General features: G+C 39.5%; 12 protein-coding genes. 5 read left to right on the forward strand and 7 right to left on the reverse strand.

The genetic code is table 11. From position 1 onward, the window contains the following. Positions 1-7: 7 nt before the first annotated feature. Positions 8-367: a helix-turn-helix transcriptional regulator gene (locus C9J38_RS17350; RefSeq protein ID WP_105060270.1), complete on the forward strand. Its 360-nt coding sequence runs from the start codon at positions 8-10 to the stop codon at positions 365-367. Between the two features lie 47 nt (positions 368-414). On the opposite strand, the gene C9J38_RS17355 is transcribed toward C9J38_RS17350, so the two are convergent. Next, on the reverse strand, positions 415-1,128 hold the full coding sequence (locus C9J38_RS17355) for a phosphatase PAP2 family protein (RefSeq protein WP_107208182.1): 714 nt from the start codon (positions 1,126-1,128) through the stop codon (positions 415-417). 363 nt (positions 1,129-1,491) lie between these two features. Between C9J38_RS17355 and nagE the strand changes: the two genes are divergently transcribed. The 3 genes from nagE (at position 1,492) to C9J38_RS17370 (ending at position 5,047) form a co-directional block, all read left to right on the forward strand. Next, positions 1,492-2,877 carry an N-acetylglucosamine-specific PTS transporter subunit IIBC gene (gene nagE / locus C9J38_RS17360; protein ID WP_107208183.1) on the forward strand — a complete coding sequence of 462 codons (1,386 nt, stop codon included), beginning with the start codon at positions 1,492-1,494 and terminating at the stop codon, positions 2,875-2,877. 183 nt (positions 2,878-3,060) lie between these two features. Next, entirely contained in the window at positions 3,061-3,738 is a 678-nt protein-coding gene (locus C9J38_RS17365; protein WP_107208184.1) for a response regulator transcription factor, read from the forward strand. Next, on the forward strand, positions 3,719-5,047 hold the full coding sequence (locus tag C9J38_RS17370) for a HAMP domain-containing sensor histidine kinase (RefSeq protein ID WP_107208185.1): 1,329 nt from the start codon (positions 3,719-3,721) through the stop codon (positions 5,045-5,047). The genes C9J38_RS17365 and C9J38_RS17370 overlap by 20 nt, the downstream gene beginning before the upstream one ends. 54 nt (positions 5,048-5,101) lie before the next feature. Here C9J38_RS17370 and C9J38_RS17375 read toward each other — a convergent pair whose 3' ends face one another. The 6 genes from C9J38_RS17375 to C9J38_RS17400 all read right to left on the reverse strand — a co-directional run bounded on the left by C9J38_RS17375 (position 5,102) and on the right by C9J38_RS17400 (position 11,050). Further along, entirely contained in the window at positions 5,102-5,827 is a 726-nt protein-coding gene (locus C9J38_RS17375; RefSeq protein ID WP_107208186.1) for a DUF3581 domain-containing protein, read from the reverse strand. A gap of 506 nt (positions 5,828-6,333) precedes the next feature. After that, positions 6,334-8,112, reverse strand: a complete 1,779-nt coding sequence (locus C9J38_RS17380; RefSeq protein ID WP_107208187.1) for a bifunctional molybdopterin-guanine dinucleotide biosynthesis adaptor protein MobB/molybdopterin molybdotransferase MoeA — start codon at positions 8,110-8,112, stop codon at positions 6,334-6,336. Next, on the reverse strand, positions 8,099-8,692 hold the full coding sequence (gene mobA / locus C9J38_RS17385) for a molybdenum cofactor guanylyltransferase MobA (RefSeq protein WP_107208188.1): 594 nt from the start codon (positions 8,690-8,692) through the stop codon (positions 8,099-8,101). The genes C9J38_RS17380 and mobA overlap by 14 nt, the downstream gene beginning before the upstream one ends. Then, a complete protein-coding gene (locus tag C9J38_RS17390; protein ID WP_370444648.1) occupies positions 8,679-9,377 on the reverse strand; it encodes an energy-coupling factor ABC transporter ATP-binding protein in 699 nt (232 codons plus the stop codon). Before C9J38_RS17390 ends, mobA begins: the two co-directional genes overlap by 14 nt. A gap of 18 nt (positions 9,378-9,395) precedes the next feature. Next, the gene (locus tag C9J38_RS17395) at positions 9,396-10,097 is read right to left on the reverse strand and encodes an ABC transporter permease (RefSeq protein ID WP_107208190.1); all 702 of its coding nucleotides are present in this window, start codon (positions 10,095-10,097) and stop codon (positions 9,396-9,398) included. Positions 10,098-10,225: 128 nt separating this feature from the next. Beyond that, positions 10,226-11,050 (reverse strand): substrate-binding domain-containing protein, encoded by an 825-nt coding sequence (locus tag C9J38_RS17400; RefSeq protein WP_107208191.1) that lies wholly within the window; start codon positions 11,048-11,050, stop codon positions 10,226-10,228. 273 nt (positions 11,051-11,323) lie between these two features. On the opposite strand from C9J38_RS17400, the gene C9J38_RS17405 reads away from it, so the two are divergent. Beyond that, the gene (locus tag C9J38_RS17405; RefSeq protein WP_107208192.1) at positions 11,324-12,775 is read left to right on the forward strand and encodes a sigma-54 dependent transcriptional regulator; all 1,452 of its coding nucleotides are present in this window, start codon (positions 11,324-11,326) and stop codon (positions 12,773-12,775) included. Positions 12,776-12,797: the final 22 nt, after the last annotated feature.

Here is a 12,797-nt window from a genome sequence, read left to right on the forward strand (position 1 = left end):
GCTAATTATGTTGTATACAGAAAAAGATCGTCAAATTTTGCATGACACATGGATGAGTTACAAAGCAAAAATGCGTATAACTCAGATTGAAATGGCTAAAAAGCTAGGCTTAACCCAGTTGGAGTTTTCAGATATTTTACGGGGATCTAAACCGATTGAGCAACAGTTCGTCAATGAGTTTTGTCGTCTATTAAATGTTGACCCTATCTTGATTTTACCGTCACTGCGAGAGCAAATGGCTTCAGGACAAAGCGCTAATTCATCTATTAAAAATACGTTTATTTTTGATGGTGAAATTACTAACGTAACGTATTCGGGCAATCAATTGATTGTTGAATACGAACACAAAGCGACACCTGTACAGTAAATTAATATTGTGTGGATGTAAAAGAGGGCTCTTGCGAGCCCTTTTTATTATTTCTCAGAATCTACTCGCCATTCGGGTATAAATAAATATAACACTGCTGCAGATAAGATGGAGCCCATTACGTCTGATGGGAAATGCATACCTAGCCATAAACGGCTAATACCCACACCCACGGCCCATATTACAAGTCCACCAGCTAATAAATAGTGGCGAGTACGTAGTAAAAAGCCTCCCCAAAACAGAACGCAAATTGCAGCAAAGATTGTGTGTCCTGATGGAAATGAATAGTTTGTTTCAGCTTCCCAACTACGAATGCGCCATTTACTAATATAGGTAGATGCTTTTTTAACAACGTTTTTTCTTTCGCTTTTATTCAGCTGATAAAAGTTTTCAGGTGATGTGACTAAGTTTAAACGCTGTAGTTCATAGGTATAAGGACGAGGGATCGCGGTTTCATGCTTTAAGATTGTTTTCGCGCCAAAACTTAGTACCAACAAAATAGCAAATTGAATCCACAACTTAATGATTTGTTTTTTAGGTAAACGGAAAAATACCGGTAATAAACACAGCAATACGGTTGTGATAAGGAAGAAGGGTTTACCTGCCGTATCCGTTAATAAAGAAAATGATAAGCCAGCCGCATTATTAATGGGATCGCTTAACAGAGGTACTGGGAATATAGAGATAGCAATGAAAAGTGCTAATGCAAAAAAAGCTAATGCTAGATAGTTAACAAGTTTTTGAGAGATAAAAGACATCATGGTTAAAGTCAATCAGTAATAGGGTATGAGTAGGTTGACATCAAATTCTAAAGAAAGTGCCATAGAAATGATATTTTATTTTCACAAAGACGGCCAAATTTTGCGTCAAAGAGAATGTGTAATGCTATATAGCCATGATTATTTGCTGTTGGTTCTTTCCATGTTAAACGTGAAAAATTGGAGAATTTATAAAACTGTGATGTCTATCACTCATAATTGTGCTTTTAGAAGCAAACATTAAGAATCCTTAATCTTTTGCTTAATTCCAATTAAGAATCAATGCGTATCATTAAGTTATTAAAACAATTTACTTTAATTTTAACTTTTAACTTTTAACTTTTAACTTTTAACGTGGAGAAGAGGATGAGCATTCTCGGACATTTCCAAAAGCTAGGAAACGCAATTATGTTTCCTATTGCAGTTTTACCGATTGCTGGTATTTTGCTGCGTATTGGACAACCTGATCTATTAAATATTCCTTTTATTGCAGCGGGTGGTCAGGCTGTATTTACCAATCTTGCATTACTTTTCGCAATGGGTGTGGGGGCCGGATTTTCGAAAGATAATTCAGCAGCAGCAGCGATTGCATCTGCCGTAGGTTATTTCATCCTGATGGCGGCACTTAAAACGTTAAACCCAGATGTTGATCCAGGTGTTGCTGGCGGTATCATTATTGGTGTTTGCGCCGGTCTTCTATATAACCGCTTCCATGCAATCAAATTACCTGAGTTCTTAGGCTTCTTTGGCGGAAAGCGTTTTGTGCCTATAGTAACGGGTTTAGTTGCTTTAGTACTTGCTTACGCATTCAGCATTATTTGGCCTCCAATTCAAGATGGTATTAACCATCTTGGTCAATGGATCCTAACAAGTGGCGTACCTGGTGAGTTCGTTTACGGTGTTGCTAACCGTCTATTAATTCCACTTGGTTTACACCATATCTTAAACAGCATGGTTTGGTTTGTATTCGGTAGCTACACAGCTGCGGATGGCCATGTAGTAACAGGTGAAATCTCTCGCTTCTTTGCTGGTGACCCAACAGCAGGACGCATCCTAAGTGGTTTCTTCCCAGTTGTTATGTTTGGTTTGCCAAGTGCTGCGCTTGCATTCTATGTAACAGCGAAGAAAGAAAACAAGAAAGTGGTTGGTGGTATGTTGTTAAGTGTTGCGCTAACTGCATTCTTAACTGGTATCACAGAGCCAATCGAATTCATGTTCATGTTCCTAGCTCCAGCATTATACCTAGTACACGCTATTTTAATGGGTGTGAGTATTGTTGTGGCGTCTTACCTGAATATCCACATGGCATTTAGCTTCTCTTCAGGCTTAATTGATTACATCTTGAACTACAACGCACCTGCTGCGCACAACTCATGGGAAATTATCCCAATGGGTCTTGTGGTAGGCGCAATCTACTTCGTAATCTTCGTTACTGTAATTAAGATGTTTAATCTTAAAACACCAGGTCGTGAAGATACGCCGGCTGAAAACTCTAACCCAGAAGACGATGCTGCAAGCAAAGCAGATTTAGCAAAAGCTTACCTAGCAGCATTAGGTGGTAAAGATAACTTAACTGATATTTCAGCTTGTATCACACGCTTACGCTTAGGTATTGTTGATCGTTCAGTTATCGATGACACAAAACTTAAACAACTTGGTGCTAAAGGTGTAGTAAATGTAGGTTCTAATAACCTTCAAGTCATCCTTGGCCCTCAAGCTGAAATTATTGCTAACCAGATGAAGTCACTTTAAGACGTTAGCATTAAGAAATTCGTGATTTCATAATTCCCCCTATGATCACGTTAAGCGGCCTACCTTTTGGTAGGCCGTTTTTTTGTCTTTAAAAAGTAAAGCCATGATCCTGTTACCTGAAAATTATATCTCTTATGTATATAATGCGAAAATAAGCGGTGAGAAGAAATGATTAGGTATTAAATGAAAGTTCTCGTTATTGAAGATGATGTCACTACGCGTGAATTTATTGCGCAAGGATTGCGAGAGCATGGCTTTGTGGTTGATGAAGCAGAGGATGGTCATCAAGGATTAATGATGGCAACAAGTTGTGAGTATCAACTGATTATTTTAGATCGAATGTTACCGATACTTGATGGTTTAAAAGTACTTGCAGCATTACGAGCAACAGAAAATGAAACCCCCATCTTAATCTTAAGTGCCATGGATAGTGTAGAAGACCGTGTAGCTGGTTTAACGGCAGGCAGTGATGATTACTTAACGAAACCTTTTGCTTTAGCTGAGCTCATTGCTCGTGCCAATATATTAGTGAAGCGCCATCAGTCTAGTGTGAATATTTCATCTGAATATAGCTATGACGATTTACGACTTGATATTAAATCTCATCGGGTATGGCGCGGATCTCGCGTATTAAATTTGCAGCAAAAAGAGTTCTTACTTCTGCAATATTTAATGGAGCATGCTGAAAGTGTGGTTTCGCGTATGAGCTTATTTGAGTCGGTATGGAGCTACCACTTCGATCCTAAAACTAATGTTATCGATGTACATATCGCAAACTTACGAAAAAAATTAGAAGAAGGTGGTGAGCCCAGTTTGATCCATACCGTACGAGGTGCAGGTTATGTCTTACGCAGGCTCTGATCGGTTATCGCGTTCGAGTATTCTTAAAGTTCTACTCTATTTTATTTGTTGTGTTGCTATTATATTTATACTGTTTATTAACCAAGTTTATGTTAATTCAGAAACTATTTACAATAAACAGTTAACAAAAGAGTTAAATATTGAAATGACATTGTTTGAGCGTATGGTTCAAAAAGGTCATATTAATGCGATTCCTGATCTTGTTAAAGAGCATCAGCAAATCCAAAATGAGCTTGAATATAGGATTATCAACAGACCAGAGATGAATACTACGCTATCGTATCCAGCAGTATTATCAGATACCGAGCTTAGTGTTAATCACCTTCAAAAGACATTAAATTTACCTAATAATAAAATGCTTATTATTAGTGTTAATCCTGAAATAATGCGCTCATACCGAGAAAACATGACACCAATGTTAGTTTCAGGCATTGTGGTTCCCGTGATTTTGATGCTTGCGGGCGCTCTATTATTTGCAATTTCTATTTTAAGGAAATTAGAGCGTGTTAACCATGGTATGAACCGAGTTAGCCTTGGCGAAAAAGGGGTGAAACTCCCAGTCAGTAAAAATGATGATGAATTTGATGTACTGACTATCCACCTTAATTTTCTTATTGAACAAGTCGAGAAAAAAGAAGAGTCATTAAAGGAACTCTCGGTTGGTATGGCGCACGATTTGCGTACACCAATTGCAAGAATGAAACTTCGGCTTGAAAGCTTACTCGAAAAAGATACGACACCGTTTACCAAAGACTTAGAAGCTTGCCATGATGATTTGGAAGTACTCCTTAGCATGTTCAATGGGATGTTGGAAATTTCTCATATCAACACGGGGAAACATAAAATTGATAAGCAATGGGTAAGTCTATCTCAAGTTTGCCAAGATGTTGTTGATTTTCTATTGCCTATTTCGGATGAAAAGAAACAAGTTTTATCATTTCGTGAGGACGAGCCATACCATGTAAAAGGTGAACCTAGTTTACTCTTTCGTGCCATTTATAATGTGGTTGAAAACGCGATTAAATATACACCTGATGAAGGAAGTATTGATGTTGTCGTCGATCATTTTGGTGTGGTAGTGATTGATAATGGAATTGGCGTATCGGATGAAGATAAAGGACGCATTAAAGAGCCGATGTACCGTGCTGATAAAAGCAGGACGCATCAAGGTTTTGGTTTAGGATTATCGCTTGTTGAAGCAGTGATGAAACGTCATGGTGGCGATTTGGTGTTTAGTGATAATAATCCTGGTTTACGAGCACGATTATATTTTCCTTTAAAACATGATCATAGAATAAATGATCATTAAGAAAAAGCCCGCTAATGGCGGGCTTTTTGAAATACAAAATATGATTTCTTCTGTTTAAACTTTTTCTGTTTGAAGATTATTGTAGTGTTCTTTTTTTGCGTTGAAACGAGAAACCAAATCATCGATACCATCTTGGCAATAAGGCTTTAAGCCACTCATCAGCATACGCTTACGCCCAGTACCCACAATCTCTCCATTTTCTTTAAAACAGAAATTCAGCGTTACGCTGCCACGTTTGCCATCAACATCAATATTTGAACTTGTTAGCTCTACATGGGGTGCTGTTAAATCTAGTCGGCAGAACTCAAGTTCCATGCTTTCGTAAATAACTAATGGTCGAGCAGGGTTGATCATCATGTCTTTAGATTTCATCAAAGGCACCATGATATGAGGAAAATTCATTCCTGAAAATTGAACGTAACTTTTAGTTATTTGAGCAATTAAATCTTGGTTATGGGTAATTTCACCAGAACGTGCAAGATGAAGAAATTCCTTACCTTTGCTATCGATTAATGATAAATCGGTATCGGATTCGGCTAAAATACTCAGTTCTGTACTCTCATTTATCATACCTGCAAACGTCACACGCATTTTTTGGCTGATACCAACATTGGCAAGTAAGACAGAAAAAAGTAGATCACCAGGAACACAAAAGCGCTTATTATCTGGATCGTGAATAGGGTTGAAGTCACCCGCAATTCGTTTTGCAAAATCACTTGCTTGTTCACGAGTAAAAGAAAACTGACCACTTTTATCTGAATAGTATGTATCTAAAAACATGTTACGTATGAATACCTAAAATAGAGACTGCGCCTATTCTACAACATAAAATGTTGTGTAATGGTCTAGCCAGATGAAAAACGAGTTGTTCTTAACTTATGTGTAAATGCAAGTGCTTCTATTCACCATTGATATTCAATGATTGTGAATAGTATACAATGCCATATTTGTTCTAGTTTAATTATATAGAAATGTTTACAGTATTTTATGAAAATTTCAATAAAATATATAATCTTGATTGCATAATATGCTTAACCGCTATTTTTTTAATGTTTTACCCAGTAAATCTATGATTGTCGTGTATATCGATAAATTATTCGGTATTATCATTTATCTAGAGAATAAAGAAACCTTTTGTTACAACTTAACATATAACGAAAGGTTTGTGTCGACTTCTAACGTGTAGAAGATGGGAAATAAAAAGGTAGCATGGAAGCTACATATAAAAATAAAAAAGCCAAGATACTTTAAGTAGCTTGGCTTTTTTATCATGGAGAGCTGAAACGTTACATGCGTATATCTAATGGAATGATGGTAACCTTATCACCGATTTCTGCATTTACTTGCTCTGGTGCTATTTCAATTAAGCAATTTGCTTCGCTCATCGAACGAAGTATGCCAGAACCTTGCGAGCCTGTACTTTTCACCACTAAACGGCCATTAGCATCAAAACTCGAAATACCGCGAGTATACTCAGTACGTCCTGGACGAGAGCGAAGTTTTTCAATCGCGATAGCTTGATGCGTTTTCGGCTGCCAGTTGATGATGCCTTGCTGTTTTCTAATTGCTGGTTCAACAAATTGTAAGAATGCAACTATTACCGCGACAGGATTACCCGGTAGGCCAAAGAATGGCACGTTACCAATGGTTCCAAAAGCAAGCGGACGACCTGGACGCATATTAATACGCCAAAAGTTAATTCGACCTAACTTCTCTAACACGCTTTTTATATAGTCCGCATCGCCGACAGATACACCACCAGAAGATAAGATCAAATCAGCTTTCGTGCTCGCTTGTATTAACGTTTTTTCAAGCGATGCTTCGTTATCATCAATAATACCGAGATCAACGACCTCACAGCCTAAGTGAGTGAGTAGGGCATACAATGTATAGCGGTTTGAGTCATAGATGCAGTTTTGTTTCTGTGCGTCACCCGGTTGCTGAACTTCATCACCGGTAGAAAAAATTGCAACCCGGATAGGTTTGTTGATTATGATTTTATCAATACCCAGTGACGCTACCACACCAAGCTCTGGCGCTGTGATGGTTGTTCCTGCAGCAACGGCAATTTGACCTAATGCGAGATCTTCACCTGCTTGACGTACGTTTTGACCAGCTTTAATGTTACCCATTGCTTTATCAAACGTGACCGTGTCACCTTGTTGGGTTGCTTGTTCACGCATAATGACGGTATCCGCACCTTGCGGAATAGGTGCGCCTGTCATGATACGAACAGCTTCACCATGATGTAGTGGCTCATCGTAACTATGACCAGCAAGTACTTGACCAACAACCTGATAGCTGTCACGCCCTATATCATCACCAGCAATGGCATAACCATCCATTGCAGAATTAGTATGTTGGGGGACATTGACTGGCGATAAAATATCTTGTGCGACAATTTGCCCTAGTGCTTGATGTAGACTAACAGATTCGCTGATATGTAATGGCTTAATCTGCTCAAGAATTTTTTCTCGACCTTGAGCAACCGATAACATGCCTGCTGGATTGATATCGCTACAGCTTAATGTTTGCGCTTCAGTGAACGCACTGTTTTTCACGTAACCAATAACAAAGTCAGTAATTTGATCAAGATTATTGATATCCATTTGTGGCAATGTACTTTCAGCAGAGATGTTCGCAGCGATAGCAATAATGTTGTTATCTTCTGGGTGTAGCCAAGGTTTACCGACTTCTTTGCGGTGTAATTCAATTTTAGGAAAATCGAGCTTTTTAAAACCTTCCACCAAAATGAGATCGAGTTCGGTTTGATCTAATTGGTTGAGTAAATAGGGAAGTTGGGCTTCTTCTTCCGGTGTTTCTGTCACCAGTGCACGACGGTAACGAGAAGATATTAGCATTTGGCTTGCGCCAGCTTTACGAAGGCGATAGCTGTCTTTACCTTCTTGGTCGATATCAAAATTATGGTGAGCGTGTTTTACCACGGCTACACGAAGTCCTCGCTCTACAAGTTTAGGCAACATTGCTTCAAGTAAAGTGGTTTTACCTGTACCACTAAATGCAGCGAAACCAAGTAGCGGTAAAGAAGCGTTAATTTGACTCATGTAGCACTCCAAATTGAGAGAGTTCTTCAGGGGTATTAAGGTTTACAAAAGCATCTGCTTGATCACTAAAATCAACCGTGATCATATTACATTGGCGGTAAAGCAGAATGATTTTTCTATCACCATTAGCGAGAAAGGCTTCAAGCTTAGGTAAAATGCGACGGTGAACAAGCGTAACTACTGGTTGAATATGCTCACCATTATGAGCAACAGCAATATCGGTTTCTTCCGTACAAGCGTTTGCCATTCTTGCGACTAAATCATGCGGAAGCTGTGGGCAATCACAAGGCACAAAACCGATCCAGTCGTTATCGATATGAGAAAGTGCGGCATGCATCCCCCCCAAAGGGCCGGGGTAGTCTTTAATGGTATCACCAAAGACTTCACCAAATTCAGCGTAACGTTCATGGTTGCGGTTTGCATTGATGGTGATATGTGATGTTTGTGGGCTCAGCGTATCGATAACATGTTGAATTAATGGCTTATCAGCCAATTTAATTAAACCTTTATCATTGCCTCCCATACGGCTGGCTTGTCCGCCAGCCAAAATAACCCACTGAGTTTGCTCAGGCGTAGGCATAGTTATCCTTATCTTTTTTAACAAGCTGCAAATCTGCACGCTCAATTAATTTTGTGTCGTTGATTGTCCACTGGCGACGACATAAGTCGGTGAGTTCATTATGCTGGTGGCTAGTGATGACAAGGCTAGAGCCTCGTTCTAATAAATCTTTTGCCAATATAACTTGGCGGCTGATGGATTCTTTATCCATACTTGCACTTGATTCGTCCATCAGTAATACACTTGGCTTTAATACCCATGCTCGTGCCATTGCTACACGTTGGCGCTCACCGCCAGACAACACAGAGACATGTTCATCGGCAAGGGTTTCTAACCCAACCATTCTTAAGGCATTGATGGCTTCATTGCGACGTTGTTGACGATCTCTAATAATATATTTTAAGCCATAGCAAACATTATCAAACACTGTGGCATCAAACATATAAGGAGTTTGATGCATGTAGATTATGCCATTGTGATAGCATCCACCAAATAGTCTATTCAACCAATGGTGCTGAGTATTGATTTTTCCAGTGGTCGGCTTTTGTAATCCCGCAAGTACTTTTAATAGCGTTGTTTTTCCCACACCGTTATCACCAGTAAGATAAATCGCATCTTGCGGCTCTAACTTTAACTGAGGAATATGGAAAAGTAGACGATGTTTAAAGCGAACAGAAAGATCTGTTGCCTCAATTGAAATATGCATCATATCAATACCCTCAGCTTAGTTCGTACGCAAGTGGGCTTTGCCACGAGAGAACGATAAAATAAAGTTTAGTCCGAGAGCGAGAAGTAATAAGACCATTCCCAAGGCGACACCTTGTGCAAAAGCACCTTTAGAGCTTTCCAATGCAATGGCTGTCGGAATATTTCTGGTTGAATTTAAGATGTTACCACCCACCATCATTGAGCAACCCACCTCAGTGATGATGCGACTAAAAGACGCAACAATGGCAGCTAATAGTGGAAAACGGCTTTCCCACATAAGGCTCATTAGCGCGCGAGGGTAGCTTGCACCTAATGAAATAGCGGTTTCCCATGCGCGACGGTCACTATTTTGGAAGGCGGCATGCATCATAGATATCAAGATTGGAAAACAAATTAATATTTGCCCAAGAATCATCGCTCGCTGTGTAAACAGCATTTGCCAGTCACCTAAAGGCCCTGAACGCGATAGCAACATATACAACAATAAGCCAATAACAACAGTAGGAACGGATTGCAGTGTATTAACAAAAGAAAGGATTAGCCATCGACCTGGAAATTTGCCATAAGCAAGGGCGAAAGCAACCAATAAAGAGGGAATTAATACAATAGCAATGGCTAACAGAGAAACTGAAAAAGAAACACCAACAATGCCCCATAGCGAACTATCTCCACTGAACAAAAGTTGGATTGCTTGTTGCGTTGTTTGCCAAATATTCATTGTTATTTTATTTCTAATATTTAATTGGTTACGCCGAACATGGCCTTATTTCATTATAACAGAAGTGTTAATTAGATAAGAGCAAGTGTTCGGCGCAAAATGCTATAAAATCAAATAAAGTTGATTGTTTATTGCGTAATCGCATCTGCAACAAATAGTTGTTCACCATGACGTTGGTAATCGTTAATCATTTTTTGTGCTTTAGCGTTAACTAACCAATCGCTGAATGTTTTTGCACCTTGGTAGTTAATGTCAGGGTAACGGCTAGGGTTCACTAAGATCACTTGGTATGGGTTAAATAGACGTTTGTCACCCTGAACCATGATTTCTAGGTGCAGTTTATTTTGGTAAGCAAGCCATGTACCACGGTCAGTTAAAGTATACGCTTGTAATTCAGACGCCATGTTTAATGTAGGCCCCATACCTTGACCAACCGCTTTGTAACCACCGAAGTTTGGTTCCATTTTTGTCTGTGCCCAAAGGTTAAGTTCTTTTTTATTGGTACCAGAATCATCACCACGAGAAACAAACACAGCCTCTGTTTCGGCAATGTTAACCAGCGCATTAGCAACGTCTTTATCACCTTTGATCTTTGCAGGATCTGCCTTTGGACCAACAAGTACGAAGTCGTTGTGCATTAGCTTGCGAGGAAGGATACCGAAACCACCATCAACAAATTTGGCCTCTGCTTTAGGGGCGTGAGTCATGACTAAATCAACATCACCATTTTCGCCCATGCGCAATGCTTTGCCTGTACCCGCAGCTAGAACTTCAACAGTGTAGCCCGTGTCTTTTTTAAACGCTGGTAAAAGGTAGTCAAGAAGCCCTGAGTGGTAAGTACTGGTTGTCGTTGCTAAACGAATTGTTTTGTTTTCCTTGTTATCGGTTGCAGCATGGCTAAGGCTTGCTGCGGCTAAGCTTAAAACAACTAAACTCGTTTTAAAAAAATTCATAAGGTTCCTTGATTTACAGATTCAACGTCAAATAAAAAGAGACAATTTGAGACCTTTCGTCCCAATAAATAGCTTATGCGCCTATAAGCAAATAAAATGCCAGAAGCGATAGGATTTAAAATATGTGAATATTTATTTCATAATACTTTGATTATAAACTGCTATTTTTTGTTTTTTGCGCTGCGTCATTATTCTGCTTCAAATCTATTTTGACTTTTATCTTCATGGTGAGACAAAATGTCGCATCTTTTTTATGGGTAATAATGTCCCTTTATGTCTGATCTTGAATTAAATACACCTTGGACTGCTGTTTCTGTATTGGTTGTCGATGATGAGCCGGGAATGCGTGCCATCTTAAAAAAAGCATTAAGTAAAAAGTTTGCTCAGGTTGATACTGCAGGCAGTATTGAAGAAGCGGAAGAAATAAGAAAACGCTGCCACTTTGATTTATTAATAGTAGATATAAATCTACCAGGGCGTTCAGGCATTGAATGGCATGAAGCGTTTGATCCAAATACACGCCGTAGCGATGTTATCTTTATGACAGGCTATGCAGATTTAGACATGGCGATTCAAGCACTACGCGCGGGGGCGTCAGATTTCATCTTAAAGCCGTTCAATTTAGAACAAATGATGCAGTCAGTAAGCCGTTGTATTGAACGTCGATTAGTCGAACGTCAAAACTTTGCACTCCAACGCGATGTAGAGCGCAGTTATCCCGTTGATATTATCGGGGATGCAGCAAGCACGCAAAAAATGAAAAAACTGATCACTCAATTAGCACCATCAATTGCCGCGGTATTGGTTGAAGGGGAATCTGGAACCGGTAAAGAGCTGGTGGCGCGTGCCCTTCATCAGTTAAGTAAACGTACCGGACCATTTGTACCTCTTAACTGTGGTGCGATTGCACCTGATTTATTGGAAAGTGAACTGTTTGGTCATGTTTCTGGTGCATTCACAGGTGCTAAAAAAGGGCGTGATGGTCTATTTCGGGTAGCAAATAACGGCACACTGTTTTTAGATGAAATTGGTGAAATGCCGTTATCCATGCAATCTTCGTTATTACGCGCGCTTGAGCAAAAAGCAATACGACCTGTAGGCGCTGAGCGAGAAGTGAATGTTGATGTGCGTATTGTGGCAGCAACGAATAGGAATTTGAAAAAAGAAGTAGAAGAAGGGCGCTTTCGTCAAGATTTGTACTATCGCTTAAATGTGCTCACCATTGAATTGCCCGCATTACGTGAACGTATAGAAGATATTCCAGCGTTAGCTCACCACTTTACACAGCAGCTTTCGAAAGATTTAGGAATGAAGCCAATTAATTGGGCACATGAAGATATTCTAGCAATGCAAGCTTATCAATGGCCGGGTAATATTCGTGAATTACGTAATATGATGGAACGTTGTATTTTATTGGGTAAATCACCTTTTGAATATTGGCAGGAATTAAATGGGGATGTACCTGTAATACCATCGCCCGAGAAAACGTCGATCGTATTGAAGAGTGATGAGAAGCGACCATGTCAGTGTCACGATGGTGAACAAGAGCAATATTGTTACCCAGTAGATTGGACGTTAAAAGATGTCGAAAAAGCACATATTATGCAGGTAGTAGATTCAAACGAGGGTAATAAGTCTGCGGCAGCTCGTCAGCTTGGTGTAGCGCGTAAAACGTTAGAGCGTAAATATAAAGAATGGGCTGAAGAGTCGGCATCATGCGAATAACCAAAGCATTAATGCATCCTAA

This window comes from Photobacterium sp. GB-210 (genome assembly GCF_003026075.1).
Classification (GTDB): Bacteria; Pseudomonadota; Gammaproteobacteria; order Enterobacterales; family Vibrionaceae; genus Photobacterium.

What these genes read in the sequence shown, in the direction of transcription:
- C9J38_RS17350 (WP_105060270.1), top strand. Translation starts at nt 8, where the DNA reads ATGTTGTATACAGAAAAAGATCGTCAAATTTTGCATGACACATGGATG.
- C9J38_RS17355 (WP_107208182.1), bottom strand. Translation starts at nt 1,128, where the DNA reads ATGATGTCTTTTATCTCTCAAAAACTTGTTAACTATCTAGCATTAGCT.
- nagE (WP_107208183.1), top strand. Translation starts at nt 1,492, where the DNA reads ATGAGCATTCTCGGACATTTCCAAAAGCTAGGAAACGCAATTATGTTT.
- C9J38_RS17365 (WP_107208184.1), top strand. Translation starts at nt 3,061, where the DNA reads ATGAAAGTTCTCGTTATTGAAGATGATGTCACTACGCGTGAATTTATT.
- C9J38_RS17370 (WP_107208185.1), top strand. Translation starts at nt 3,719, where the DNA reads ATGTCTTACGCAGGCTCTGATCGGTTATCGCGTTCGAGTATTCTTAAA.
- C9J38_RS17375 (WP_107208186.1), bottom strand. Translation starts at nt 5,827, where the DNA reads ATGTTTTTAGATACATACTATTCAGATAAAAGTGGTCAGTTTTCTTTT.
- C9J38_RS17380 (WP_107208187.1), bottom strand. Translation starts at nt 8,112, where the DNA reads ATGAGTCAAATTAACGCTTCTTTACCGCTACTTGGTTTCGCTGCATTT.
- mobA (WP_107208188.1), bottom strand. Translation starts at nt 8,692, where the DNA reads ATGCCTACGCCTGAGCAAACTCAGTGGGTTATTTTGGCTGGCGGACAA.
- C9J38_RS17390 (WP_370444648.1), bottom strand. Translation starts at nt 9,377, where the DNA reads ATGCATATTTCAATTGAGGCAACAGATCTTTCTGTTCGCTTTAAACAT.
- C9J38_RS17395 (WP_107208190.1), bottom strand. Translation starts at nt 10,097, where the DNA reads ATGAATATTTGGCAAACAACGCAACAAGCAATCCAACTTTTGTTCAGT.
- C9J38_RS17400 (WP_107208191.1), bottom strand. Translation starts at nt 11,050, where the DNA reads ATGAATTTTTTTAAAACGAGTTTAGTTGTTTTAAGCTTAGCCGCAGCA.
- C9J38_RS17405 (WP_107208192.1), top strand. Translation starts at nt 11,324, where the DNA reads ATGTCTGATCTTGAATTAAATACACCTTGGACTGCTGTTTCTGTATTG.